Source organism: Lactobacillus sp. CBA3606 (assembly GCF_002970935.1).
In the GTDB taxonomy this organism is placed as follows: Bacteria; Bacillota; Bacilli; order Lactobacillales; family Lactobacillaceae; genus Lactiplantibacillus.
Genome location: NZ_CP027194.1, coordinates 2,402,673 through 2,429,567, shown reverse-complemented (window position 1 = coordinate 2,429,567; position 26,895 = coordinate 2,402,673). Strand labels below are relative to the sequence as shown.

Sequence of the window (26,895 nt, the reverse complement as noted above, 5' to 3'; positions counted from 1 at the left end):
AACGCGGTTAGTTGTCAATCTAGAACCTTCACTTATTTTGCGTCGCCACGCCAAATAAAATCATTTTCAATAACGTTTGCACTTGAGCCCGTTCATCAGCTTGGGGATCACCAATCTGATGAAACCGATTGAATAGCGGACTCAAGCTGGTCAAATAAAAATTAGCGGCCATTTGTGGTGTAACTCCGGCTTGCAACGTGACCCGTTCTTGTTCAAAAAACGTTTGGAGTGGTTGCACATAATCAGTCGCAAAGACCGTGGCTAATTGTTGAATGTGCTCCCGAGTTAGTGCTTTAAAACTCGTATGAATTAACGTAAATACATCTGCCGGATGCTTGTGAGTCAACAACAGCGATACATCCGTCAATTGTTCTAACGGTGACTGCGTTTGATCAGTTAAAATGGCGGCCAGTCCTGTTTTAATTTCAGCGCCGACCGTCGTAATGACGGCCAAGAAAATAACTTCTTTATCTTTGAAATGATGATACAAAGCCGGTTGCGTAATGCCAACCGCATTGGCAATGTCACGAGTGCTCGTTGCGGCATAGCCACCTTTCAAAAACAACTCGCGCGCAGCAGATAAAATCGCCTGATGCGTTTGTGCTAGCTGTTCGGCACGTGTTACCATTGCGACCACCTTCTTTCCATTCTTAATTCCTATTATAATCTACACCAAAACCTGGCTAGTCGCCAGTCTTGAAATACGCCGCAAATTCTAAAATAAAAAAATAAGCCTAGAACCGAAGTTCCAGACCTACCCTTTACCTTTAGATTAGCTTGAAGATACTGTCGAACGACCATCGGATTTCGGTTGAGCTTTCACATTAACCGTAATGGTCCCTTTATGGGCACCGATGGTAACCTGATCATTCACTTTAATTTCGCCAGTTAATAAGGACTCACTTAACCGGTCTTCGATTTCAGTTTGCAAGGCTCGTCGAATTGGACGTGCGCCGTATTCAGGGTCAAAGCCCGCCTTTGCAACCACATCAATGGCAGCCGCTGTAATCTTAATTTTAATGCCTTGTTGCGCAACCCGACCGACAATTTCTTGCGCCATCAACTTGACAATCGCGTGTAATTCTTCACGGTTGAGTGAGTGGAAGACAATGGTTTCATCAATTCGGTTCAAGAATTCTGGTCGGAAGGCTTTTCGAAGTTCTTCTCGAATTGTCGCCGAAACTGCTTGATAATCATTGGCCTTATCTGCCGCACCGAAACCAACTGATTTTTCATCACGTAACGTTGTCGCACCTAAGTTCGACGTCATAATCAAAATCGTATTGCGGAAATCGACTTTCCGTCCCTTCGAATCGGTTAAATAACCATCATCTAAGACTTGCAATAAAATATTAAAGACATCTGGATGAGCTTTTTCAACTTCATCAAACAATACGACTGAATAAGGCTTTTGCCGAACTTTTTCAGTTAATTGGCCACCTTCGTCATAACCGACATAACCAGGGGCCGAACCAATCAAACGGCTCGTCGAATACCGTTCCATGTATTCAGACATATCAATTCGAATCATATTATCTTCTGAACCAAACATCGCTTCAGCCAAGGCTTTAGCTAATTCGGTCTTCCCAACCCCAGTGGGGCCTAAGAACATGAAAGAACCGATGGGACGACTTGGATCTTTCAAGCCGCTCCGGGCCCGCCGAATAGCACGAGCCACTGCTGAAACCGCTTCTGGTTGTCCAACAACTCGTTGATGCAGGATTTTTTCAAGGTTAACCAACCGTTCACTTTCAGTCTTTTGTAACTGTGTCAACGGCACGCCAGTCCATTCAGCCACCACTTGGGCAATATCTTCACCCGTCACTTGTAACTGATACTTTTGAGCTGTGCCATCAGCAACCTCAGCCTGTTGATCAGCGGCTAAAGTCGCTAACCGTTGTTTTAATTTCATTTCACGTTTCCGAATATCGGCCGCTTGTTCAAAGTCTTGATCTTCAATCGCGGCTTCTTTAGCTTGTCGAAGTTGCGTCAACTTATCTTGATTTTTAGATAACTTAGTTGGTTGATCCATTTGGTCAATCCGCACTTTAGCGGCGGCTTCATCCATTAAATCAATCGCCTTATCCGGTAGGAATCGATCGCTAATGTAGCGATTCGAAAGCTTGACTGCTTGTTCTACCGCTTCATCGGTAATCATGACATGATGATGATCTTCATAGCGTGGCCGTAACCCACTTAAGATTTCAACAGCTTCAGCTGGCGTTGGTTCATTGACCATCACGGTCGCAAAACGCCGTTCTAAGGCTGCATCTGATTCAATATACTTTTGATATTCATTTAAAGTTGTGGCCCCAATGGTTTGAAGTTCACCACGAGCTAAGGCGGGTTTTAAGATGTTAGAAGCATCAATCGCCCCTTCAGCACCACCGGCCCCAATTAAGGTATGCAATTCGTCAATAAATAAAATAACATGCCCATCATTGTAAATTTCGTCGATAACTTTTTTCAAGCGATCTTCAAATTCGCCACGATATTTGGTTCCCGCTACTAATGAGCCCATATCAAGCATCATTAGGCGTTTATCGGCCATATCACTCGGCACATCACCTGCAATAATCTTTTGCGCCAGACCTTCAGCAATCGCGGTTTTACCAACCCCAGGTTCACCAATTAGCACAGGGTTGTTTTTTGTCCGTCGTGACAAGATTTGAATGACCCGTTTGACTTCTTTGGAACGGCCAACGACTGGATCCATTTCTTGTTCACTCGCTAATTGCGTTAAGTCACGCGCTAAGGAATCCAAGGTTGGCGTCCCTTCCGTGGATTTGGCGTTTCGCGTTTGCGCATTAGCTTTACGCTTACCCATGGCATCACTGACACCGAGCTTACGTAAGACCACTTTGCGGGTCTGACCTAAATCAAGATTTAAGTTCATTAAAATTCGCGAGGACAAGATACTTTCATCAGAGAGCATCGCTAATAATAGATGTTCGGTGCCAATCTTATTAGCGCCAAGCCGCTTAGCTTCGTCACCGGCAACTGATAAAATCTCTTTAGCTTTTGGTGAATAGGGTAAATAGGTGTCTTTACCAACATTGCTTAAAGTCCCATAGCCAGTAAACCGTTCGATTTCTTCACGGATATCATCCTCAGTCACGGAATATTGTTGCAAGACCTTGTTAGCAATCCCATTTTTCTCGATGGCCAACGCTAATAATAGATGTTCCGTACCAACTGCTTGATGTTTAAAATACTTAGCCTGCTCTTGCGCTAAGACTAAGACACTTTTGGCACTCGGGGTAAATAGGTTATCCATTGCGATTCCTCGCTTTCTTTAACTTTCATAACGTAGATGATTTAAAATACCAATAATAATTCGCGCCCGTAAGCTATTTTCTAAATCATGATCGTCCACCTTTAAGGTATTCCGATCAGTAGCAACTAGAATTAATTGGGCTTCGCGACGATTTAACACGTCGTCTTCATAAAGACTTTGGACGACCGCGTAGGCGTCACGTTGCGTAATGGAATCCCCAATCACTTGAATCAGGGTGTCCAAAACGTCTGCATCATCGACTAAATTAACCTTTTCAATGCGAATATACCCGCCACCGCCACGTTTACTTTCAACCAAGTAACCATTTTGAATGGTAAAACGAGTCTTAATCACATAATTAATCTGGGAGGGAACCACGTTAAACAAATCCGCAATTTCTGACCGTCGAATTTCAACATGCGCCGCGTCCGCCAAAACACTTTTTAAATATTTTTCAATGATATCGGAGATATTTTGACTTTGCATTAGCTTCACCCTTTACATTATCTTTGACTAATATTGACTTTCATTATACGAGGATAATATGAAATTGCAAAGAATTTTACCTAAAGCGCGGCCGCATCGGTTCCCTACGGTTGTTACAGCATAGCACGCCCACCAGTCGCTTTCAATTGATTCGACCGGTCAATAATACCTAGTTGACAGCACAAAAAAGGATGAGCACAAAGTCTCATCCTTTAAGGGAACGCCAGCTCACTATGATTGACGCCTAACTAACTGGTCATTTTCGGTTAAATCTGATCGGGAAAACAGGATTTGAACCTGCGACCCCTACGTCCCGAACGTAGTGCTCTACCAAGCTGAGCTACTTCCCGTTAAAAAATTTAAATAAAAAGCCCTAGTTAAATTAACTAAGACTGTTTTAATCGATCGGGAAAACAGGATTCGAACCTGCGACCCCCTGGTCCCAAACCAGGTGCTCTACCAAGCTGAGCTATTTCCCGATAACTAATGCACCCAGTAGGAGTCGAACCTACAACCTTCTGATTCGTAGTCAGACACTCTATCCAATTGCGCTATGGGTGCAAATTAAAATGCCGAGGACCGGGATCGAACCGGTACGGTTATCACTAACCGCAGGATTTTAAGTCCTGTGCGTCTGCCAATTCCGCCACCCCGGCAAATTAAAAGCGGAAGACGGGATTCGAACCCGCGACCCCCACCATGGCAAGGTGATGTTCTACCACTGAACTACTTCCGCAAAATAAGTATTAAGTTGTAAATGCCGACTAGAGGATTCGAACCTCCGACCTCCTCATTACTAGTGAGATGCTCTGCCAACTGAGCTAAGTCGGCATATGCGGGTGAAGGGACTCGAACCCCCACGTCGTAAGACACTAGAACCTAAATCTAGCGCGTCTGCCAGTTCCGCCACACCCGCATGAAATTAATCATGCCTTGTTGTCGGTACAAGCAGTGCTTACCGGTACGCCATGACAACTATTTAACTTTATCATTCGGTTGAATAATTGTCAACATATTTTTAAATTTAATGGATAAATATACTTTTTAACGCATATTTTTCCGACAAGAAATATTATAGCACTCGTGATAAATCATGGGAACCCCTAATTTTAAAAAAAGTATTTTTCATCGGATTCAGCCGCCTTAATCACTGCGTCAATCGCACTTATACCGGCATTTGATGGCAAACAAAAAGACCGCAAAAATTGCGATCTTTTCAGTAGTTTTTATCTCTAAACACCTTAATACGGTCTTAACGCAACTTAAGCTCGTGCTGTAATCTGCGTCTTACCATGCATATATGGCACTAATACATCAGGAATGGTGATTGAGCCATCCGCATTTTGATAATTTTCCATGATGGCTGCAACGGTGCGGCCAACTGCTAAGCCACTCCCATTCAACGTATGAACAAATTGAAGCTTACCCTCGTCATCACGATATTGAATGTGTGCCCGTCGTGCTTGGAAATCAGTACAATTAGAACAACTTGAAATTTCACGATACTTACTTTGTTCTGGGAACCAGACTTCCAAATCATGCGTCATGGCAGCCGTAAAGCTCATATCACCCGTTGTTAACGTAATGACATGGTAAGGCAAGCCTAGTTTCTTCAAAAGTGATTCTGCATTATTAGTTAGCTTTTCCAATTCGTCCCATGAATCTTCTGGTTTAGTGAACTTCACCATTTCAACTTTATTAAATTGATGTAGCCGAATTAACCCCTTCGTATCACGGCCAGCACTGCCGGCTTCTTCCCGGAAAGCTGGTGATAAGGCAGTGAAGTAAACTGGTAACTGTTCACTTGGAATAATTTCGTCACGATAGTAGTTCACTAATGGGACTTCGGCCGTTGGAATGAGGCTCAAATCCTGGGTCGTAATCCGAAAAGCATCATCTTTAAACTTCGGAAATTGGCCCGTGCCATACATCGATTCATCCGTCACCATATATGGCGGTAAGATTTCAGTGTAGCCTTCAGCTTCATGCTGATCCAAGAAAAAGTTATAAACGGCCCGTTCAAGTTTGGCACCATCGCCAACATAATATAAGAAGCGACTCCCGGCAACCTTGGCGCCTCGTTCAAAATCTAAAATTCCTAGCGCTTCGCCTAGTTCCCAATGAGCTTTAGGTTCAAAATCAAATTGACGTGGGGTCCCAATCCGTCGTAGTTCGACCGCATCGTCTTCATCTAAGCTAATTGGCACATCTGGATGGGGCATATTAGGTAAGTGGGCCGCTAAATCTTGTACCTTAGCCGCAGCTTGCCGCCGGTCTTCATCCAATGCCTTAATTTCAGCGCTCACTTTTTGCATTTCAGCGATTGGCGCGCTGGCATCCGCCTTTTGCCGCTTCAATTGTGAGATTTCACCGGAAACTTGATTTCGTGTGGACTTCAATTGTTCACTCTTCAAAATCAAGGCGCGCCGATCAGCATCAGCTTGAATCAAATCATCAATCTGACTAGCTGCGACCCCCCGGTGTCCAAGTTGTTCCTTAACAAAATCTGGTTGTTGCCGAATCATTTTTACATCTAACATGTTAAAATCCTCCTTAAAAATAGTCATAAAAAAACAGTCTTCGCATCCCTAAATTGGGACGAAAAGACTGTTATTCGCGGTACCACCCAAGTTCAGGATGATCCACTCATCCTGCCCTCAATCGGATAACGGCTTAGCCGTGCAGTATTACCTGCCCACTTTGTCGCGCCGGAGTTTCGACTACCGGTTCACACCAACCACCGGTTCTCTGACTGTCTACTTTAAACGCGCCGTGTTTACTATACTGCTATCACTATAAGACATTCGCCGTTAAAAGGCAACCAGCTTAGCTTAACGCCTTCACCCGGTCATCAATCATTGTCAGCACCGTCTGGCGAGCAACGGGATCCGCCACAAAATCCAATTCGTCCCCGTCAATTTGCATCTTGGGACTCCGATCATAAGCGGCATACCACTTAGCATAACGGGCATTTAGCGTTTCATAGTAGTGATATAAATCTGGATCTTGATCAATCTGTTCATAAGAGCGGCCCCGCATTTGGATTCGTTTCAACATCGTTTCAAACGAAATGTTGATGTGAATCAATAAATCAGGACTTTTTTGATGCTCAGCTTCTGGCAATTCCTGCATCATGTTATCTAATAAAGAATCGTAAATATCAACTTCCGTACTCGTCGCCCGGCCTAAGTCACCGTTTAAGTGGAATAACAACGAATCTTCAAAGATTGATCGATCTAAGACATCTAAATCGTTTGTAAAAGCCGACTTGATACTACCTAATCGTTTATTTAAAAAATAGATTTGGAGTAAAAATGCGTACTTCTTAGGATTCTTATAAAATAATGGCAAAATAGGATTGTCATCGACGGATTCGTAAAACGCAGTTGAATCAAAATGATCCGCAACTAGGTGCGTTAAACTCGTCTTCCCGGCACCAATTGTTCCTGACATTACAAGCATGGGGGTTCTCTCCTTTATTCACGTCCGTTTTTAATTAGCTTTCAAAGCAACACTACATATTGTACGCACACCCATGTCAAAATGCAATATCTAGTCAAGAATTACTTGGTCGCACTTTCACGTGCCTGCAATAATGCGACGTATTGTTCCAAGGTTAGCTGATGCTTGACCATAAAGGCGGCACTCGCTTTACCAACGTAACGGAAATGCCAAGACTCATAGTCAATTCCCGTCGACTTTTCGCCCGTCTTAGGAAAACGAAGAATCAGCCCATAATCGACCGCATGGTTAATCAACCACTTTTGTCCCGCAGCTTTATCTGAAGATGATAACAGTTGGCTACCATTGGCATTAAACCATTTGGTATTTATAATATCCGCAGCTAACCCCGTTTGATGTTCGCTTCCGCGTGGCACTGCAACGTATTCTTGGGTCAACTTCAACGCTTGCTTAGCGGTCTTACCTTGTGACTCATACGTCTTAATTGAGTCACTCCAAACCTGCTTTTGATAAGCCACTGAACGATACCCAGAAACAATCGTTGCCGGGTAACCTGCTTTTTTGGCGCCGTTTAAAAAGGCCGTCATTGGTTTTACGACCGATTTACGGACGGGGATCCCATTAATCGACCCTTTGGTAAAGGTCAACTCATCATATTTATGCCACTTATTGACCAAAAATAAGTCACTATCCGTCGACTTGACGCCCTTAGGTAATGCCTGAATCAACTTTTGCCGCTTAGTTAAGGTCTTGGTGGTACTTTGACTAGTTGCCGAATTTTTCTGTTTCGTCCCGGTAGCCGAACAACCACCTAGGATTCCCACGATGGAAACTACTGCTAAACTTTTCAAAACACTTTCTCTCAACATATTCACTCGCTGCCTTTCTAATTTAGACTAGCACACTTAACCGGGTACAATCGCACAACATGACTTTTTTGCGATAATTTTAAGCTTTTCTGGTGACCTGTGCTGGACAAAAAAGGATTGAAACCGCGGTTCCAATCCTAATTCGTTACTCATCTAAATGATGTTTTGATAAATCAACCTGATCCAAGGGCACCATCTTCGTATGGTGCCGGATCTTATAATACACAAATAACACGATAAACAACGGAATACTCATGTAAGTAATCCCGATGGCTTGCCAATCCCAAGTTGCAAAGGAATGTAAGTCTTGACCCACAATAACCACTAAACAGAGGAAAAAAGCAAATAATGGCCCAAACGGAAAGAGCTTTGCGTGATACCGCAACTCGCTCAGCTGATGGCCTTGCTTAATAAAGGCGCGACGAAACCGCAAATGTGAGATAGCAATTCCAAGCCAAGCAATGAACCCGGTTAACCCACTGGCCGAAACGAGGAAGATATAAATCCGGCCCCCCGACAAACTAGACAGGAAGGTTAAGAGTCCGACAAACGCTGTCCCGAGTAATGCCATCATCGGAATACCATGGCGATTGGTCCGCCCAAAAGTTTTGGGGCATAGCCTTGTAACGACAATGAATATAGCATTCGTGTTGAGGCATACATCCCAGAATTGGCAGCCGACAAAACCGAAGTTAAGATTACTGCATTCATCAGACTTGCAGCTGCCGCCAAGCCGGCCCGTTTAAAGACTAAGGTAAAGGGACTAATCGCAATATCACTGGCTGATGACCCCAATAAATCTTTCGACGTATATGGGATAATCGCTGCAATCACGAAAATTGCTAAAATATAAAACAGTAAGATGCGCCAGAAAACTTGTTTAATCGCCGCTGGGATACTTTTTTCGGGGGTCGCGGATTCGCCCGCGGTAATCCCGATTAATTCCGTCCCTTGGAACGAAAAACCAGCAACAACAAACACACTCAAAATCGTCGGAATTCCCCCGACAAATGGGGCCTTTTTGAAAGTAAAGTTACTCAACCCAGTTGCATGACCGCCCATAATGCCAAAGATCGTTAAGACACCAACAACCAAGAAAACCAGCACGGTAATCACTTTAATCAAAGACAACCAATACTCAGTCTCGCCAAATGAACGGACCGACAACGCATTGATGATGAAAATCAAGACTAATGCGATGAGGCTAAAAATCCAACCGGGCACGTTGGGGAGCCAGAATCGCATGACGATGGCGGCAGTACTAATATCCACTGCTAACGTGATGGCCCAATTAAACCAATAATTCCAACCCATGGCAAAGCCTAGTGCGGGATCGACAAACTTGGTTGAATATGTGGAAAATGACCCTGATACTGGCAAATAAGTCGCCATTTCGCCCAAGCTGGTCATTAGGAAGTAAACCATAATTCCAATACCAACATATGCGAGTAACGCTCCGCCCGGCCCAGCACTTGAAATTGCGGATCCGGAAGCCACAAATAACCCCGTCCCAATACTGCCTCCTAACGCAATCATTGATAAATGACGCGTCTTTAAATCACGATGGACCTCGTGATGTTGTTCTTCTGCCATGCGGCACCCTCCAAAAATCTAATTTATATCTAAAAGTGTTCACACCGATTCAGTTTTTCAAAACCAAAATAAAAAAGTCCTTTCGCAATGTGCGCAAAAAGACTTTAAATCAGATGGCCTGTTAATGCTGATTTCATCGTCGATAGCGCCCCGCAACTTAAACCTAAGTTGCGACAGTCCTTGATTTATTCAACCAAAGCCCAACAGTCCAGCCAGTAACAACCGGAACCATTTCGGCGATTGCCCCTTTCACTGATTATCCCCAGCGGTTACCCGCCTCCAATCAGTTACTCTTGTTAATCGCGTCCTCTTCTTTCGATATACTCAACCATTATACAAAACCCAATTAGGTTTGACAACTCCGTTAAGCCGTTGTAGCTTAATAAAATTGATCTGGTAACATTGTTTGTCCTAAAGCTTGATTATCGGAATAATCAATTGGAATATCCACAATGACCGGACCAGTCGTTTTAAAAGCAGCATCTAAAACTTGTTCTAACTCACTAGGTTTATTGACCCGTAACCCAGTAGCACCGAAGCTCTCAGCATATTTTACAAAATCAACCGGCCCAAAACTAACCGCTGCATCTTCACCATACTTCATTTCTTCTTGGAATTTGACCATATCATAGTTGCCATCATTCCAAATCAAATGAACGATATTCAACTTCAAGCGCACTGCCGTTTCAAGTTCTTGACCCGAAAAAAGAAAGCCGCCATCACCTGACACCGATACAATCTGCGTCTTCGGTCGAACTAAAGCTGCTGCAATCGCCCAAGGTAAAGCGACCCCTAGCGTCTGCATCCCATTACTAAATAAGAGGTGCCGTGGTTCGTAGCTCCGAAAATGACGGGCCATCCAGATGTAGAAGCTACCGACATCCACGGTCACCGTCATCTCATCCGTCACACGTTGTTGCAAGGCGGCAATGACCGATAACGGATGATTCAAGGCCGAACTTTCATCAATATTCGGCACAAAATCGCGCGTTTTTAATTTCTCTTGTAATTCTTTTAAATAGTCTTTAGCCGCATCACTGATATCGTAGCCCTTCATATAAGGTAATAAGAAGTCTAAGGTTTGGGCAATATCCCCCACCAATTCAGTCTCCGGCTGGAAGTTATGATCAATTTCAGCGCGCATGTCATCGACAACCACAATGCGCGACTTACCTTCGGCATTCCAGTTACGTGGTTCATATTCGATTGGATCATACCCAACTGCAATGACCAAATCAGACTTCTTCAACAACATATCCCCAGGTTGATTGCGGAACAAGCCCACGCGACCAAAGAAATGTTGTGATTCTAAATCACGAGAAATGACGCCCGCTGCTTGGAACGTTTCGACCACTGGCAGATTGGCCGCCGTCACCAAATTACGAATTGCTTGGGTGACTTCTGGCGAGGATGCCCGCATTCCAACTAACAATACTGGTAATTTCGCAGCTTTAATCTTTTGCGCTAACAACGTTGCTTCAACCGGACTTGCAGGACCTAATTTAGGCGCTTGTAACGCCTCAATCACCGGCGTCCGCACAATCGAATCCGTAACATCTTGCGGTACACTGACGAAGCTGGCGCCTTGCTTGGCCGCAGTTGCTTCTTGATAGGCATTCGCAAGGACTTCCGACAAGTTGCCGGGTTCTTGGACTTCGGCACTATACTTTGTAATCGGTTCAAATAAAGCCGCATTATCCATGCTTTGATGGGTCAACCGTAACAAATCAGCTCGTTGGACTTGCCCAGAAATGGCCAACACGGGGTCTCCCTCGGCCGTCGCCGTCACTAAGCCAGTTGCCAAGTTACTGGCCCCTGGTCCAGATGTCGTTAAAACCACGCCGGGTTTCCCAGTGATCCGACCAATGCCAGCTGCAATAAAGGCTGCATTTTGCTCATGCCGCGTGACGACTAGCTTGGGACTCTTCGGGTTAACTGGATGTTCAAGTCGTTCAAAAACCCGATCAATCTTAGCACCGGGAATCCCAAAAACATACTTGACGTCATGATTCGCAAGACTGTCGACAATTGCGTCGGCCCCATAATACTTCTTATCTGCCATTTTTATTTCGCTCCTGTTTTGTGAAAGTTATTGTTAGAATATCACAGATAACGCCGTAATAACAGCGTTTTGGCACTTGTGAAAAAAAGTTTCTGAATCATTATGTCACCAAAAACGCGGTCCACCCCGGCTTAATCGACGCATCCGGCTGAAACCGGATACAATTTCAGCCAAGTATGTAGCTTATCTCACTTAGTCGGCCGTAAATGTGCCAAAATTTCATTTAATTGTGCCATTTTATTCTCCGATTGATTGGTCCAATTTAAGACTGGAATCTGATTGACCACTAATAACTCTTTGATCAGCGTCGCAATTTTTTGTTGTGCTAAGAAGCTCAGCCATCGTTCATCCGCTTGCGCAAAAATCGCATTAACCACTTTAGTGCCCTCGTCTGCTACCGGTTCAACGTCCTTAAAGACTTGATCAAAATAACCATGGTCGGGAAAGGTATGCAAAGGCCCTTCAATTGCCAACACAGCATCTTTAATCGTAATCGTTTCTGGCGAGCGTGCTAATTGAACCCCACCGTTATTGCCACTCGTTGATGCGACTAAATCAGCCACGACCAGTTTACGAATGATTTTTCGGATATAAGTTGCAGAACCCCCAATCCGTTCATGAATAACATCCGCAGTCAACGGAATATCTGGCCGTTGGGTGGCTAATAAGACTAAAATACAAGCCGCTTGTTCAAATGATTTAGCGAGTTGCATCGTGCTCATCTCCTGTCGTTGACTTAGTCGGAACATTCTCAAAAAACAATTCCGTTTGCCCCGCGCCAAACTGAGCGTACGCTGGATGTGTCACTTGGTCGTATTGCCGAAAACCAGCGTGTTGCAAGATTAAGGCTGACGCAACGTTAGCTTGCAAACAGCTCGCTGTTAGTCGTTTTAGGGCCAAGGCTTCAAAGGCATATTTTTGCAGCAGGTGCACGGCAGCCGTCATATAGCCATGATGCCAGTAGGCCACGTTCAACATGTAACCCAGATCCATTTGACTGGGTGCCGGTTCACCTTGGGCGTTCATTCGCTCGTACAACCCAATACTGCCAATCACTTTACCAGTTGCTCGTAAGACAATTGCAAAAAGTTGTGGTGATGTTAGCTGCCGTTTTAATAAATATTGGGCCTCCATCAAGCCAGCGACCGGTGTAAAACCAGCGTTAGTCGCCACCGATTTTTCTCGGACTAACGCATAATAATCCGCCCCATCAGCCATTGTAAATGGGCGTAAATTTAATTGTTCATTATGTAAATCAGCCGTTGTCATTGGCATTAGTTCCCACCCCGTTTGCGTTATACTAGTTATGTTAACCATATCAATAGAGGTGATTGCATGCAAGTGATTCAACACAAATTAACTGGTAGTGATGCCCAACTAACTGGCTTTTTACATCCCGCTGCGCCAACTGAACGCACAACCAACTATCCGAGTATTATTATTGTCCCTGGGGGTGGCTATACTCATATCCCAGTTGCACAAGCTGAAACCTTAGCCCTGGCCTTTGCCGACCATGGCTATCAAGCTTTTTATTTACAATATTCCTTACTAACGGACGTGCAGCCACTCGGGCTAACTCCTGTATTAGAACTTGGTCGTGCCATTCAATTTTTGCATCAACAGGCCACCGCTTGGCAGTTAGATGTTCAGCAAATTACGCCAGTCGGCTTCAGTGCCGGTGGTCATGTTGTGGCCTTATATAATGACTATTGGCACGATTGGTTACCAGCCGCTTTAAACACAACCGCTGATCAACTCAAACCGGCAGCCGTCATTTTAAGTTACCCGGTGATTAACCCGCAATACGGCTACCCTGCTGATTCAGCGACCTTAGCCACATGGACGGCCAATCCCACTGAACTCGCCGCCGACCAGCACGTTCAGACGACTAATCGACCGACTTTCATTTGGGTCACTGCGGATGACCCATTAGTCCCAGCGACTAATTCATTAGCCTATGCGCAAGCTTTGGCGCACGCTAAAATCCCTTACGAACTACATGTTTTTCAACACGGTCCGCACGGGTTGGCTTTAGCTAACGCCCAGACAGCCTGGCGACCGGCGGCTAATCAACCACATGTCGCCCATTGGTTCACCCTTGCCTTGGAGTGGCTGACCATGCAAGCCAAATGACTAAAAAAAAGCGACTACCTTGAAAACTTTGTCAAGGTAAGTCGCTTTAAGTGATTCTATAGGTAGGAACGATAGAACAATTGCCAACGTAATAAATTCCGAGCATATAACACATATAGCCATTCCATGACTTCCACCCAAATCCAACCTAATAAAACTGCCCCAAGGGTATCAGTTGGATAATGAGCTTGCATATAAATACGCGCAATCATGACTAACAAGAGCCAAACAATACTAGCCCATTTAAGGACTAGTGCCCAGCGATAACTGGCTAACTCCGGTACGACAAATATAATAATAACTGTTACTAACAAAAAGGTTCCCATGACATGACCACTCGGATAACTATAGCCACTATCAGCTGCCAAATGGTCAATCGGTCGAGCCCGCGCAACGAGGTGTTTGAAAATAAAATCTAAAATAACCCCGCCGGCCATTAACCCTAACGACCAAAAGGCCTGAATTTTATATTTGAAGCCGTACAGTAAGAATGACAGCAACACTAGCCACAAAATATCACGGCCTGGTGATGCAAGCCAAGAAATCAGCTTAAAACTACCGGTAAAAAAGCCATTAACTTTAATTGTCACCAGTGATGTCACCCCAGCGTCCAATAAATCAATCCCAATGGCCCCTTCACTAATAAAATAGCTTAGGTAAGCAAATAAAATGACCCCCACGACAAACTTGATCGGCCGACTTCGCGACTTATCGATCATCAAAACTAGAACCCCCATCAATTAATAATTAATAATTAACAAAATTATACCATAACCCCATCATTGTCTGAAATAAGTCCAACAATTTGTTCGTGAACATTAAAAAAGCCCAAAGAAATCATGAATTAATCATTTTCACGCGCTAAAACCGTTATGATTAACTAAAGTGACATTTTTATCGTTATCATGGTTTGGATTTAGTTTCCGATAGCGTGAAAAAATGCTAAACTATGGATAGTTTTTTATGCAATCATTTTGGAGGAGAAAGTTCATGGAAGAAATGCCAAGTCGTTCACAGTTACACCAAGAAAAGTCTGGGGGCCAAGGTCCACAGAAAAAAAGACGGCACCCTGTTCGTAATACCATCTTAGTTATCATTGCCGTATTGCTAGTCGGCATTGGTGCCTTTGCTGCTCGAACTTATTTCAACGCTAAAAGCGCCGCCAAGATTGTTTATCAAAGCAGTGGCATCAAGAAGACGCGTGATACTGGCGCCGTATTAAATGGTAAGAAGCCCGTCTCAATCTTATTATTGGGTACGGATACTGGGGCCTTAGGACGGGATTACAAAGGACGGACCGATACCTTGATCGTCGCTACCATCAATCCACAGACTAAGACCACGACTTTAATGAGTTTACCGCGTGACTCAGAAGTTGCAATTTCTGGCTTTGAACAAGACTTTCCAGCTAAATTAAATGCCGCCTACGCTTATGGTAGTGCGGGTACCACTATTAAAACAGTCCAAAACTGGCTAAACGTGCCAATAGATTACTACGCCTTAATTAACATGGGTGGGATGAAAAAAGTTATTAACGAAATTGGTGGAATCGACATTACCCCCATCCGAACCTTTACCTATGAAGGCTATACGTTCACCAAAGGCGTCAAGACCCACATGAACGGGGCTAAAGCTTTGGCCTACTCACGGATGCGTTACGATGATCCTTTAGGTGACTATGGTCGGCAACAACGCCAACGGCAGTTAATTACCGCTATTATCAGTGAAAGTTCTAGTGCAACTAACTTAATGAAGCAAGACTTCTTGAAGTCAATTGCCAAACAAACACGAACTGATTTGACCTTTGGTAACTTAACTAGCATCGTTTCTAACTACCGCAAAGCAACTAAGAACATCGTTTCCGACCATGCACAAGGCACTGGCAAAAACATCGATGGTCAATCCTTCGAAGTTGTTTCCCAGACTGAAAAGCAACGGGTTACTAACGTTTTACGTAAGTCATTAGATCTTAAAGCCGCCACTACCGGGAGTTTGTACGGTAAATAAAACAACTGATCACTAAAAAAGGCTTGGGCAAAAACCCAAGCCTTTTTACTGTCCTAAAATGGCAATCCCTCATCGTCGTAATCGTCGCATTTGCAACAGCCAAAAAGCAATCGACCGATTCAATAGTTCTGCAATCAGAAACCCCAAGGCAATCGCACCTGTAATGACGACGACTTGTAACATGAACCCAACGGCGACACTGTACTTACTGAGGGCAAAGTTGCGAACCATTTGATACGCTTGACTCCCGGGCACAAACGACACCAAACTCGGAATATTAAAAATAATAGATGGCATTTTTTTATAATGAGCCGCTAAATTGCTGAGGACCCCAATGCCGACTGACCCAATAAAACTTCCTAAAACAACGCCACCATCAGCGGCTTGCACAATCAAATAACAACCCCAAGTTAAGGTACCAATCCAGCCCGCCAGATTCAATGCGCGGCGAGGAATATTGATAATTAAACCAAATCCTAAAACGGCTAAGTAGGCTAACACCAGTTGACCAACAATATGCATGGGCGGACCTCCTTAAAAAATCGTAATAATAACTGCAATCCCAAATCCCAATGCTGCCGCACTAATTAAGGCTTCCACCGCACGAGCTGGTCCACTAACAAAATTACCGGCTAAAATATCACGGACTGCATTAGTTAATGGGACACCAGGCACTAATGGCATCAACGCGCCAATGATAATATCGTTAATCGTCGTTCCCCAACCAAGTTGGCAGACCCATTCGGCTGTTATCCCAATAAACAAAGCCGCTACTAGTTCACTCAAAAACTTGATCTTTAAATAGCGATTCAATAAATAAAAGACGAGGTACCCCAGCGTTCCAATCAATACAGTAGGCCAGGTATTCACCGTTTCTTGTCGAAACATAATCATTAGCGGCCCACTGACTAAGGCGGCCCCAACCAGTTGTAACCATAATGGAAATGAACGTGACGCTTGATCCAAATCGTTTAAGGCCGCATATAGGCCGGGCAAATCTAACGTTTGTGCCGCAAAAGCTCGCGATAATTGGTTCACTTGCGCAACTTTTTCCAAATCAATCGTCCGTTGGGTGATGGCCGCTATCTGGGTGGCATTGCGTCCTTGAATCGACATCATGACCCCCGTAATCGTCACGTATGTATTGGCCTGAATCACCCCAGCATTTTGGGCGATGCGAATCATGGTATCATCCACCCGCGAAATTTCGGAGCCATTTTCAACCATAATTTTGCCAGCTTTCAAACATGTTGCAATTATTAATTCATCCGCCGTCATGACCGGCACCCCCTTTTGCACTTGCAAATATCATAAGCTAACTCAACCCTAAAACCAACCATTATTTTGATGAGACGACGAAAAAACCGGCCACGGAAGTTTCCTTCCATAACCGGGTTTTTGAAGAACCTCTAATAAATTAGAGATTAGCCGTTTAAGCTGTTAATTAGTCTTTAGTAACGTTAACTGCTTGTGGGCCACGATCGCTTTCTTCAACGTCGAATGCTACAGCTTGGCCTTCTTCAAGAGTCTTGAAGCCGTCTTCTTGGATAGCTGAGAAATGTACGAATACATCGCTACCGTTTTCGCGAGTGATAAAACCAAAACCCTTGTCGGCGTTAAACCATTTAACTGTTCCATGTTCCATAATAAAAAATCCTCCTAGTGCTTTTTTGCACATATAAATTAATGTAAATCATGATTCGGTGCAAATGGGGATAGTTTATTGAAACGATCTGACCAAAATTACCTAACCAAGCTACAAGAACAATTGTAGCATATTGTTTTCGAAAAGGATAGCTAATCACGCATATTTCCTAAATTTCTTTAGCTTTATTGGCGAAAGCCTGTCCCACCGCGTTACAACCCTTTAGTAAAACTGACTTATAATACGATTAATTTAATTTATTTCACAAAAATGTTGTGAGCCGCCTTATAACTGACCGGAATTTGTTGTCCCGTCGCTTGTACTTCGATCGTCACCGGGCCTTCAAATGGATCATGCTTCATAACTTGCACAGTTTGCCCAATCTTTAACGCTAACCCATGCAAATAAACGAGTAAATCATGGTTATCAATGAACCGTTCGACATTGACCACGGTACCATCTTCAGTATCTGCTAACGTGGTATGGCTGTCTTCCTTATAGTGCCCATCTTTATCTGGAATCGCCCCACCATGGGGACAATAAGTCGGATGACCTAAATAAGCTTCTAAGGAATCTACCAGCCGTTCACTGGTCACATGTTCCAAAACTTCTGCTTCCGTATGCACATCGGGTAACTCATAATTTAGCTTATCCACTAAAAAATCTTCCCAAATACGATGCTTACGAACCAAGGTTTCAGCATACCGAATGCCTTTTTTAGTTAATGAAATACCAGCATAAGGCGTATGCTTAGCCAAACCTTCTTGTACTAATTTACCAACCATTTCCGTTACGGAACCAGCTGCAATGTCCAAACTCAAAGCAATCTGCTTATTGGACACCTTTTTCTTTGTACCACCAAGTTCGAAAATAATTTTTAAGTAATCTTCCTTCATGGGGGTCATGAATATTCGTCACCTCAACTAAATTTATCTGTCCATTTCAACACATTAGTCCAACTATCGTACTACACTTAACAAACTTTCGCCACTAACCACGCAATTCACGTACAAGCTAGTAAACTTTTGAAAAGTGGGCCTAATCGTGCCATAATTAAATTGTAGCGCAAACTCAGGCCTTGGAGTTTGCACCCGTTTTAAATCTTTTTATCGGGGACCGTGTTTCAATACTAAGGAGGAACCGCATCGTGACTAATGATGCTCAATTATCAATTACCCAACTTAATGGTCGACTACAACACCAAGCTGTTGAAGCTTTTGCTAAGTTCTATCAACGGCTATATGATGCCAACAATCTAGAATTAATGTCTGATTACGACGTTGCCAGTTATATGACTGACATTAACGAACATCTCGCATTAACCCGCTTCATGACCAGGGCACAACGACTAGCTGATAGTGTTACTTTTTCATTCGCTGACTATCTCCACCTAATCGACAAACTCGATCAGGCTTACTTTGCCAGTGGCAATCCAGCCGTCACTTGGAATGAATGGTACGCTAGTCATTTCAGTCAGGTCGCGACATCTTAATAATCAGTAAGCTTTAAGTTGAAAAAGCGATTGAGTGTGTTGTCACACTTAATGGCTTTTTTAGTCTCACCAACGGTACTATAAAAGACCCAAGCTTTCCCGCATCACTTGGGCCCCACTGGTAAGTATCATCACCGGACAATTGAACACTACTTCTAGATTCAATAACACGTTGTTTTTATGCACGATCACTACCTGATTAAAACCAGGCATCTCTGCGCTCTTTCGCGCTCTGTTGTAAATCCTTTTACAAAGTTAAACTTCAAAACACGACCAACATGACACAACGGTCAATCCAGCCATAAGATCGATTGACGAGCGGGAAACTTGATTGTCCAAATGACTTACCGACACTTACCAATCTTAATTTACCATTAATTAATCGGTTTCACAAGCTAGAAGCCAGCTAAAACCTACTTATTTCTTGGGTAAACCCGATAATGAACTTCATCATTCACCAGATAACCATATAACACTTGCGTTTTAGCTTCATCAAAGTAACCCAAATTCAGCATATGATGGCCATCGCGTTCTTCGATTCCTTGAAGCGCCTTTACTGTAAACAACCGCATCATATCCAAACGATTGCGTCGATCAGCCGCCATTTTAGCCGCCGCTGCTAACGTAAACCCCTCATCCAAAAAGGCTTTTATCAAGTGGACCCGCATAAACGTCCCATATGAATAATGATGGGCAGCATTTTTTTCGGCCATCTTTTTACTATAGATATACCCTTTTTGTTCCCAATACCGTAATTGGGTCTGAGAAACCCCCGTTCCTTTTGATAAATCACTAATGCCAAGTTCAAATTGGTGCGCATTAAATTGAGCTTTTAATCGCCTTACTAATGCTTCGTCTTGATCATCCACAGTCTTGCCCCCATTTCTAACATTTTCAATATTCAGTATATATTTTTTGATATTAATGTCAAGTTTGTTGACAAAGACATCAAATCCGACTATATTAGACAACGTACATTTTTTAGAGAGAAGGGATTCAATGTCAACGAGTGTTGATGCAAATGGCAAGCCCTATAACCGCGGCTTGCTGATTGCCATATTATTGGTGGGAACCTTTTGTACGGTTCTCAACCAAACTATTTTAACCACTGCCTTTCCAACTTTGATGAAGGCATTCGATATCACTACTTCAACCGTCCAATGGCTTACAACCGGATTTCTACTGGTGAACGGGATTATGATCCCGGTTAGCGCTTGGTTAAGTACCCGCTTTAGTACCAAGTGGCTCTACTTATCAGCGATGACAATCTTTGAAATCGGTACGATTATTTGTTTTACCGCCCCTAATTTCCAGTTACTATTAACTGGTCGCTTAATTCAAGCGGTTGGGGTTGGGGTCACCATGCCATTATTGCAAACAATTATGTTAACCATTTTTCCAGCTAACAAACGTGGTGCCGCCATGGGGATGGCCGGAATTGTTATCGGCTTAGCTCCTGCGATTGGACCCACACTTTCTGGTTGGGTCATTGATAATTTAAGCTGGCGTGATTTATTCGGCCTAATTATTCCAATCGTGGCCGTGGTCATTATTGCCGGCTTCTTCTTCATGGCTAACGTCTTAGAAACCTCAAAACCAAAACTTGATTTTGCCTCACTGGTGATGTCTACCATTGGTTTTGGGACCTTACTCTATGGGTTCTCATCCGTTGGTGATAGCGGTTGGACTTCTGCGAAAGTCTTAACGAGCATCATTCTCGGAATTATCTTTATCGTGCTCTTTGTTTGGCGTCAATTGACGATGGAAAAACCATTCTTGGAATTCCGGGTCTTCAAACATGCCGCCTTCACGGTTGCCGCTGTCTTAAGTTCCGTCACCAATATGGCGATGGTCGGTGCCGAAATGGTCATTCCGCTGTATCTACAAATTATTCACGGCTTCTCTGCCTTTGAATCTGGCCTAACTTTATTAGCTGGTGCCTTGATGATGGGGATTATGAGTCCCATTACTGGTCAAGCTTTTGACCGGTTCGGGGCACGCCGCTTAGCCATCTTAGGGATGTTCCTCTTAACCGCTGGAACGATTCCATTTATGTTCTTAACCCGTAACACTGCGACCGTCTATATCGTGATTTTATATGCTTTACGGATGTTCGGTATTTCAATGGTTATGATGCCAGCCACAACTTCTGGGATGAACGCTTTGCCAGTTGATATGATGGGACACGGGACAGCCGTTAATAATACGACCCGTCAGATTGCCAGTTCAATTGGAACGGCCATCTTAACGTCCGTCTTATCTAATGTCACGACTGCCCAAAAACCAGTTCACAGTTTGCTTAAGAGCCAACCATTGGCTTATCAAGATAAGTATTTAAATGCCACATTAAGTGGTTACCATGCAGCCTTTATTGTTGCCGTAGCCTTCTGTGTCATTGGCTTAGTGGTCGCTTTCTTCTTGAAAGATAACACCCACTCAGCTAAACTTCCAGCTAAGGCGGGTGATGCACAATGATTCTAGTCTTATTAGTTCTTAGTACGATTGCCCTATTCCTCAGTTTCGTTTACATGCGCCGCTCGAAACTCCAGTTAGGTTTAGTCACCGTTTTGGTCGTCCTTGTGGTCGCTTCCTTAGTCTTAGTGATTCGTAACGACAGTGCCCATCTTGGCATGAGTAAAGTCACAACAACTAAGACAACGACTTTGAAGTCAGCCGGCAGTAGCCAGATGGATCTCTTACTGTATCAATCCGTCGGCACAGCTGATAAAAATCGCGTTTACATCTACAAAACCACCACTAATCAAAAAAAGGTTAGTCATACACCAGCCAATATTAAAACGACGAATCAGGTAAAAACGACCGCTGGTACCCCTAAGCTCGTTACTAAAACCACGCGCTGGGTTTATCAAAATAAGGCCGCAAAATTCTGGTTTGGCATTGCTGACAATGATAACCAATTAATTAAACGGACAAATCACTTCTACGTTGGGAAGCAATGGGTCGTTTTAAGTACGTCGCAAGCTAAACAATTGACGAAGTTAGTTAAACAACAACAAAAGACATTAAAAGCCCGCGCAAAAGTTTACGTCGCTAATGAAGTTAAAGCAGCGATGGTCAAAAATCCATCACTGTCACAAACACAATTAGCCCAACTTGAAAAGCAAGCTGCAGCAAAGTATCAAGCTAGTGCTTTACAAAGCATGATTAAAACCGTTAAACAAAGCCACTAGTAATGATTAGGGGTGTCCGGTAACTTTACCGGACACCCCTTTTAGTTGCACTGACAACGGCTTTAAAGACCAAAAAACGCAGGTTACTGATTAATTCTCAGTAATCTGCGTTTAACATGATTGCAATCCTAATTTTGAACTAATTTGTTGCACATTGCTCGCAAAGTGGCATCAAATCTTTTAAGTCCTCAACGGATGAGCCATTTTCTAAGAAGCAATTGACCATATCTAGCCAATATTGATCGTCAACGCTAAACAACGCGTGTTCATCTTTACAAGGCAATAAGCCGGCCTTCGTATAAGCGACGATTTTATCAGCAGTAACCCCACTACGGGCTGCTAATTGTTCCAGAGTCATTTTCCCTCACCATTTGTCCTTTCAAAAAATCAATGTGCTTATGTTACGCCCGCGTCAAAATAAATGCAAGTAATATTTTCCTGACGTCATCATTAAAATTGAATGATAATTTTGTTCATTATTTTCACCAAAACGTGTACACTGTAACTTACAACTTTTAATTAGGAAAGGAAGCTAACCTTGTGACTGCTAATTTATCTTTTCGGAGTGGGCTAAAAGACGTGATACCAACCGTCTTTGGCTACATCGGGGTTGGACTCGCCATGGGCATTGTCGCTAATACAAGTCACCTATCAGTCCTAGCCGTCTTAGCAATGTCCCTCATTGTCTATGCTGGCTCAGCCCAATTTATTATGGTCAGCATGCTCTTAGCAGGCAGTCCAATTTCGGCAATTGTCTTATCCACTTGGCTCATCAATTCTCGCATGATGTTGATGAGTTTATCCATTGCTCAATTTTTCAAACACGACTCCCTCTGGCAAAATCTGGCTTTGGGCACCTTACTAACTGATGAAACTTTTGCGCTGAGTATGAACAAAGTCAATCTTACCCATCAAAAGTTACGGCCTAACTGGTTACATGCCGCCAATTTAGTCGCTTATTTTGTCTGGGCAGCTGCGACCGTCGCTGGCTGTTTACTTGGCAATCTCATTACGGATCCGGATCAATTTGGCCTCGACTTTGCCGTTGTTGGCATGTTTATCGGCCTCTTGTACTTGCAACTCATTACGGATCGCAGTAAGCCACTTAAAACCCAACTACTCGTCGTCCTATTCGTGGCTCTCATGATGATCTTACTCATGCGTTGGGTCCCAGGAAACATCGCCTTATTAATCGCAACACTATTAGGCTGCGCTTTCGGCATGGTGGTGACGCCCAAATGACAACTTATATTTTCGTCACAATTCTACTGTGTGGGCTGGTGACCTGGTTAACTCGGGTGGTACCATTTGCCATTATTAAGAATCTAACCGTCCCAGCCGGCGTCATCCGCTTTTTATCTTTCGTGCCGGTTGCCATTATGACCGCTATTTTCATTGAAAACTTACTTATTTATCACGCTGGCCACTGGCCGAGTCTTAATTTGGCGAATAGTTTGGCGGCCCTCCCCGCCATTTTAGCTGGTATCCTGACTAAAAATTTACTGGCCGTCGTTGTGACTGGCGTATTAGCCATGGCGGCCCTTCGCTTTATCGGTTTCAGTTAACCGCACCTAAACCGTGACCTAATAAAGAGGCGCGAGACAAAATCGTCTCGCACCTCTTTGAGCTGTATCAACTAATGAGCTAAGCTTAATACCAGCCGTTTGCTTGCCAGAAGCTTTGCGCAGCAGTCCATGAACCGTAACGTGAAGCCACATAGTTATTGGCAACTTGTTCCTGATTGGCTGCTGAGTAGTCCCCATTTAGATAAGCGGCACTCAATTGATATTTACCGATATATTGTCCATTACGAGCACTATATGACCCGCCGGATTCTTTGTTGGCAATCCAAGCTTTGGCTGCACTATCTGAATTACTCGTCGTTTCTGCGACCGGTGCTGTGGTTGCGGGCGCACTAGTTGGCGCTTCTGCAACTACTGGTGCACTAGGAGTTGCTGGTTGTGCGACTGCTGGGCTTTGAGCTTGACTAGGCGTTGCGGTCGCTTGAGTCGGTTCAGCAACTGCAGTGGTCCCATTGACGATCAATTGTTGGCCCACATAAATCAAGTTAACATTGGCTAATGAATTAGCCGTTTCAATACTTGAAATCGTCGTTTGATGGGCATGTGCAATGGCACTCACCGTATCGCCAGCTTTGACAGTAATCGTATCAGCATTAACTGCGGTCGTTGTCACAACTAGTAGTCCAGTCGCAGCCACTGTGGATAATAATAAATTTTTGATCTTCATATGAATAACGTCACTCCTGTAATTTTTGATAGTTTCCTTTGACCAGCACCCAACGGATTGCTGGCCTTAACAACAGAAGCTAAGTATACGGACTCAATGTAACAAGGCAATAGCAGTTTGATTACTATTTAGGTGATTGCTTGTAATAAAACCGGCTTTATGTAATACTTCGTAATATTAAGGCTGGAATGAGTGGGGTGTGAAAATAACTAACATTTCAGCTTATAAAAATTATTTTACGTAGCAAACATGGTGAATACCTTGAACGGCTTTATCTTATTCCAGAAAGCAAGTATAATAATGAAAGTGTACTCATAAGTTTTGCAAATCATTGAATTATTAGTCTATTAATAGTCAAACCAACTCAGATTATTCAAAAAAATGATGGCAGTTCGGTAAGAAACGGTTATAATTCGCTAGATTACTTTACTTCATATTAGGAATCAGGTAAATTAACAACAAAACCTAAGTGCTGATTGAGTACTTTAAAATTTAAACCTTAAGATTGAGAGATGAACAGACATGTGCGGTTTTGCTGGTTGCTTAACTGATCGGACGAAAGCGGATAACGCAGCTTACGATCAGACCATCCACGAAATGACGAAGATGATTGTCCATCGGGGCCCCGATGACGATGGTTACTTCGCTGATGATAACATTACAATGGGCTTTCGACGGCTAAGTATTATTGATTTAGCTGGTGGTCACCAACCACTCTCGTATGACCATGAACGTTACTGGATGACCTTTAATGGTGAAATTTACAATTACGTTGAATTACGAGAACAACTTAAAGCCGACGGTTATGACTTTAAAACTAATTCTGACTCTGAAGTTATTCTTGGCATGTATGCCAAATATAAAGAAAACGCCACTAAATACTTACGTGGGATGTTTGCCTTTGTTATTTGGGATAAGCAAGAAAAGACCTTGTTTGCGGCTCGGGATCAATTTGGCATCAAACCATTTTATTATGCGATTCAAGACGATGACTTCTACTATGCGTCTGAAAGTAAAGCCATCTATAAGATTCTCAAAGACAAGACCTTTGATAAAAACGCCATGCAAGATTATATGACGTTCCAATTCGTGCCCGAACCCGAAACGTTAACTAAAGAAATTAAAATGTTGGCTCCTGGGTGTTCCTTAACCAAGAAGATTGGCGCCGCACCACGGCTTAATCGTTACTACCATCGTGAATTTCACCCGGTACAACGGAGCGAAGCTGAATATGCGCAAAAAATCAAAGACGCCCTCTTCGATTCCGTTAAGATTCATATGCGCTCGGACGTGCCAGTCGGGTCGTTCCTATCCGGTGGGATTGATTCGTCAATTATTGTGGCTATTGCTAAAAACTATAATCCTAAGTTGGAAACCATTTCCGTCGGTTTTGAACGTGAAGGCTATAGTGAATTAGATGTGGCCCAAGAAACTGCTCAAAAGCTAGGTGTTCAAAATCACAGTATGTTGATTACACCAGAAGCCTTTATGAATGCTTTCCCACACTTCGTTTGGAGTATGGATGATCCCTTGGCTGATCCGGCCGCTGTGCCGCAGTACTTCTTAGCCAAAGAAGCTGTCAAGCACGTCAAAGTAGCCTTAACCGGTGAAGGTGCGGATGAATTATTTGGTGGTTACACCATCTATCACGAACCCGAATCTTTGAAGCCTTTCCGGTATACCAAGCCCATCAACGGTGCCCTCAAACGAATTGCGACCATGATGCCTGAAGGTATGCGTGGCCGGTCATTCTTACTACGTGGTACCACGCCTTTACAAAACCGGTACGTTGGGAATGCCTTTATTTTTGGCGAACAAGAAAAGCAAGCCTTCATTAAAGACTACAATCAGAAACATCCGTTCCAATCAATCACCCAACCATTCTACGATGAATCTGAAAACTATGACCCGATCAGTCAAATGCAGTTCATCGATATGCACACTTGGTTAAACGGTGACTTATTGCATAACGCCGACCGGACAACGATGGCCCATAGCTTGGAACTCCGGACACCATTTGTTGACCGTGAAGTTTACAACTTGGCCGCTGAAATTCCAGCAAATCTTCGGATCAGTCATGGCACTACGAAGTATATCTTACGTAAAGCCGTTGAAGATGTCGTGCCTGAACATGTCTTGCATCGCAAGAAGCTCGGTTTCCCAGTACCCATCCGGTTCTGGCTAAAAGATGAGATGTACGCTTGGGCAGAAAAGATTATTAACGATTCTCAAACTGATCAATACTTCAATAAGGCTTACTTCTTGAAGCTCTTGTCTGACCATCGTGCTGGCGTCCGTGATAACTCACGTAAATTATGGACGGTGCTGACCTTTATGATGTGGCATAAAATCTACGTTGAAGCGGATACCTTAATGGATAGTCCCACGGCAAATGCCCATGCTAGTCAACTTGAGGAGTCATAAAGCT

At 43.6% G+C, this 26,895-nt stretch carries 25 protein-coding genes, 7 tRNA genes, 1 pseudogene and 1 riboswitch; of the genes and pseudogenes, 8 read left to right on the top strand and 25 right to left on the bottom strand.

The features are described from left to right. Positions 1–28 precede the first annotated feature (28 nt). The 17 genes and pseudogenes from C5Z26_RS11790 to C5Z26_RS11710 all read right to left on the bottom strand — a co-directional run bounded on the left by C5Z26_RS11790 (position 29) and on the right by C5Z26_RS11710 (position 13,024). Positions 29–628, bottom strand: coding sequence for a TetR/AcrR family transcriptional regulator (locus tag C5Z26_RS11790; protein ID WP_105450083.1), 600 nt, complete (start codon positions 626–628; stop codon positions 29–31). 144 nt (positions 629–772) lie between these two features. Then, positions 773–3,277, bottom strand: coding sequence for an ATP-dependent Clp protease ATP-binding subunit (locus C5Z26_RS11785; RefSeq protein ID WP_105450082.1), 2,505 nt, complete (start codon positions 3,275–3,277; stop codon positions 773–775). 18 nt (positions 3,278–3,295) lie between these two features. After that, the gene (locus tag C5Z26_RS11780) at positions 3,296–3,763 is read right to left on the bottom strand and encodes a CtsR family transcriptional regulator (RefSeq protein ID WP_105450081.1); all 468 of its coding nucleotides are present in this window, start codon (positions 3,761–3,763) and stop codon (positions 3,296–3,298) included. Between the two features lie 276 nt (positions 3,764–4,039). Further along, positions 4,040–4,113 (bottom strand) — tRNA-Pro (locus C5Z26_RS11775). A 55-nt stretch (positions 4,114–4,168) separates the two neighbouring features. Then, a tRNA-Pro gene (locus tag C5Z26_RS11770) sits at positions 4,169–4,242 on the bottom strand. An 8-nt stretch (positions 4,243–4,250) separates the two neighbouring features. After that, a tRNA-Arg gene (locus C5Z26_RS11765) sits at positions 4,251–4,324 on the bottom strand. Between the two features lie 9 nt (positions 4,325–4,333). Then, a tRNA-Leu gene (locus tag C5Z26_RS11760) sits at positions 4,334–4,419 on the bottom strand. 8 nt (positions 4,420–4,427) lie between these two features. Further along, positions 4,428–4,499 (bottom strand) — tRNA-Gly (locus tag C5Z26_RS11755). Positions 4,500–4,521: 22 nt separating this feature from the next. After that, positions 4,522–4,594 (bottom strand) — tRNA-Thr (locus C5Z26_RS11750). 3 nt (positions 4,595–4,597) lie between these two features. Continuing rightward, positions 4,598–4,679: transfer RNA gene (locus tag C5Z26_RS11745), tRNA-Leu, on the bottom strand. Between the two features lie 346 nt (positions 4,680–5,025). Then, entirely contained in the window at positions 5,026–6,303 is a 1,278-nt protein-coding gene (serS, locus tag C5Z26_RS11740; protein ID WP_105450080.1) for a serine--tRNA ligase, read from the bottom strand. Positions 6,304–6,589: 286 nt separating this feature from the next. Next, on the bottom strand, positions 6,590–7,225 hold the full coding sequence (locus tag C5Z26_RS11735; protein WP_105450079.1) for a deoxynucleoside kinase: 636 nt from the start codon (positions 7,223–7,225) through the stop codon (positions 6,590–6,592). A 101-nt stretch (positions 7,226–7,326) separates the two neighbouring features. After that, positions 7,327–8,076, bottom strand: a complete 750-nt coding sequence (locus C5Z26_RS11730; protein ID WP_234005691.1) for a M15 family metallopeptidase — start codon at positions 8,074–8,076, stop codon at positions 7,327–7,329. Positions 8,077–8,239: 163 nt separating this feature from the next. Further along, positions 8,240–9,687 (bottom strand): annotated as a pseudogene (locus tag C5Z26_RS11725) (amino acid permease). Between the two features lie 135 nt (positions 9,688–9,822). Next, a riboswitch (Lysine riboswitch) is annotated at positions 9,823–10,007 on the bottom strand. Positions 10,008–10,066: 59 nt separating this feature from the next. Next, on the bottom strand, positions 10,067–11,749 hold the full coding sequence (alsS, locus tag C5Z26_RS11720) for an acetolactate synthase AlsS (RefSeq protein WP_105450077.1): 1,683 nt from the start codon (positions 11,747–11,749) through the stop codon (positions 10,067–10,069). A 188-nt stretch (positions 11,750–11,937) separates the two neighbouring features. Next, complete coding sequence (locus tag C5Z26_RS11715; protein WP_105450076.1) at positions 11,938–12,462, bottom strand: Rrf2 family transcriptional regulator; 525 nt, start codon at positions 12,460–12,462, stop codon at positions 11,938–11,940. After that, positions 12,449–13,024, bottom strand: coding sequence for a GNAT family N-acetyltransferase (locus C5Z26_RS11710; protein WP_105450075.1), 576 nt, complete (start codon positions 13,022–13,024; stop codon positions 12,449–12,451). The genes C5Z26_RS11715 and C5Z26_RS11710 overlap by 14 nt, the downstream gene beginning before the upstream one ends. 60 nt (positions 13,025–13,084) lie before the next feature. Between C5Z26_RS11710 and C5Z26_RS11705 the strand changes: the two genes are divergently transcribed. Further along, a complete protein-coding gene (locus tag C5Z26_RS11705) occupies positions 13,085–13,882 on the top strand; it encodes a lp_1002 family arylesterase (RefSeq protein ID WP_105450074.1) in 798 nt (265 codons plus the stop codon). Between the two features lie 56 nt (positions 13,883–13,938). Here C5Z26_RS11705 and C5Z26_RS11700 read toward each other — a convergent pair whose 3' ends face one another. Continuing rightward, complete coding sequence (locus C5Z26_RS11700; RefSeq protein WP_105450073.1) at positions 13,939–14,601, bottom strand: phosphatase PAP2 family protein; 663 nt, start codon at positions 14,599–14,601, stop codon at positions 13,939–13,941. A 271-nt stretch (positions 14,602–14,872) separates the two neighbouring features. Between C5Z26_RS11700 and C5Z26_RS11695 the strand changes: the two genes are divergently transcribed. Further along, the gene (locus C5Z26_RS11695; protein ID WP_105450072.1) at positions 14,873–15,889 is read left to right on the top strand and encodes an LCP family glycopolymer transferase; all 1,017 of its coding nucleotides are present in this window, start codon (positions 14,873–14,875) and stop codon (positions 15,887–15,889) included. A gap of 69 nt (positions 15,890–15,958) precedes the next feature. On the opposite strand, the gene C5Z26_RS11690 is transcribed toward C5Z26_RS11695, so the two are convergent. From C5Z26_RS11690 to C5Z26_RS11675, 4 genes are all read right to left on the bottom strand, one after another. Then, a complete protein-coding gene (locus C5Z26_RS11690) occupies positions 15,959–16,411 on the bottom strand; it encodes a threonine/serine exporter family protein (RefSeq protein ID WP_105450071.1) in 453 nt (150 codons plus the stop codon). A 12-nt stretch (positions 16,412–16,423) separates the two neighbouring features. Continuing rightward, positions 16,424–17,167, bottom strand: coding sequence for a threonine/serine exporter family protein (locus C5Z26_RS11685; RefSeq protein WP_105450070.1), 744 nt, complete (start codon positions 17,165–17,167; stop codon positions 16,424–16,426). 166 nt (positions 17,168–17,333) lie between these two features. Next, positions 17,334–17,534, bottom strand: coding sequence for a cold-shock protein (locus C5Z26_RS11680; RefSeq protein WP_024624485.1), 201 nt, complete (start codon positions 17,532–17,534; stop codon positions 17,334–17,336). Between the two features lie 257 nt (positions 17,535–17,791). After that, positions 17,792–18,439, bottom strand: coding sequence for a metal-dependent transcriptional regulator (locus C5Z26_RS11675; RefSeq protein ID WP_105450069.1), 648 nt, complete (start codon positions 18,437–18,439; stop codon positions 17,792–17,794). 242 nt (positions 18,440–18,681) lie between these two features. On the opposite strand from C5Z26_RS11675, the gene C5Z26_RS11670 reads away from it, so the two are divergent. Further along, the gene (locus tag C5Z26_RS11670) at positions 18,682–19,026 is read left to right on the top strand and encodes a hypothetical protein (RefSeq protein WP_105450068.1); all 345 of its coding nucleotides are present in this window, start codon (positions 18,682–18,684) and stop codon (positions 19,024–19,026) included. 413 nt (positions 19,027–19,439) lie between these two features. On the opposite strand, the gene C5Z26_RS11665 is transcribed toward C5Z26_RS11670, so the two are convergent. Continuing rightward, positions 19,440–19,895, bottom strand: a complete 456-nt coding sequence (locus tag C5Z26_RS11665) for a MerR family transcriptional regulator (RefSeq protein WP_105450067.1) — start codon at positions 19,893–19,895, stop codon at positions 19,440–19,442. 130 nt (positions 19,896–20,025) lie between these two features. Between C5Z26_RS11665 and C5Z26_RS11660 the strand changes: the two genes are divergently transcribed. Continuing rightward, on the top strand, positions 20,026–21,501 hold the full coding sequence (locus tag C5Z26_RS11660; protein ID WP_105450066.1) for an MDR family MFS transporter: 1,476 nt from the start codon (positions 20,026–20,028) through the stop codon (positions 21,499–21,501). Beyond that, positions 21,498–22,217: a DUF4811 domain-containing protein gene (locus C5Z26_RS11655; protein ID WP_105450065.1), complete on the top strand. Its 720-nt coding sequence runs from the start codon at positions 21,498–21,500 to the stop codon at positions 22,215–22,217. Before C5Z26_RS11660 ends, C5Z26_RS11655 begins: the two co-directional genes overlap by 4 nt. 139 nt (positions 22,218–22,356) lie before the next feature. On the opposite strand, the gene C5Z26_RS11650 is transcribed toward C5Z26_RS11655, so the two are convergent. After that, positions 22,357–22,575 carry a helix-turn-helix domain-containing protein gene (locus C5Z26_RS11650; RefSeq protein ID WP_105450064.1) on the bottom strand — a complete coding sequence of 73 codons (219 nt, stop codon included), beginning with the start codon at positions 22,573–22,575 and terminating at the stop codon, positions 22,357–22,359. A 182-nt stretch (positions 22,576–22,757) separates the two neighbouring features. On the opposite strand from C5Z26_RS11650, the gene C5Z26_RS11645 reads away from it, so the two are divergent. Together C5Z26_RS11645 and C5Z26_RS11640 are read left to right on the top strand one after the other, a co-directional pair. Further along, entirely contained in the window at positions 22,758–23,459 is a 702-nt protein-coding gene (locus C5Z26_RS11645; RefSeq protein WP_105450063.1) for an AzlC family ABC transporter permease, read from the top strand. Continuing rightward, positions 23,456–23,782 carry an AzlD domain-containing protein gene (locus C5Z26_RS11640; RefSeq protein WP_105450062.1) on the top strand — a complete coding sequence of 109 codons (327 nt, stop codon included), beginning with the start codon at positions 23,456–23,458 and terminating at the stop codon, positions 23,780–23,782. The genes C5Z26_RS11645 and C5Z26_RS11640 overlap by 4 nt, the downstream gene beginning before the upstream one ends. Before the next feature lie 85 nt (positions 23,783–23,867). Here the strand turns inward: C5Z26_RS11640 and apf are convergent, their stop codons facing one another. After that, on the bottom strand, positions 23,868–24,467 hold the full coding sequence (gene apf / locus C5Z26_RS11635) for an aggregation-promoting factor (protein ID WP_105450061.1): 600 nt from the start codon (positions 24,465–24,467) through the stop codon (positions 23,868–23,870). 522 nt (positions 24,468–24,989) lie between these two features. Between apf and asnB the strand changes: the two genes are divergently transcribed. Continuing rightward, positions 24,990–26,891 carry an asparagine synthase (glutamine-hydrolyzing) gene (gene asnB, locus C5Z26_RS11630; RefSeq protein ID WP_105450060.1) on the top strand — a complete coding sequence of 634 codons (1,902 nt, stop codon included), beginning with the start codon at positions 24,990–24,992 and terminating at the stop codon, positions 26,889–26,891. Positions 26,892–26,895: the final 4 nt, after the last annotated feature.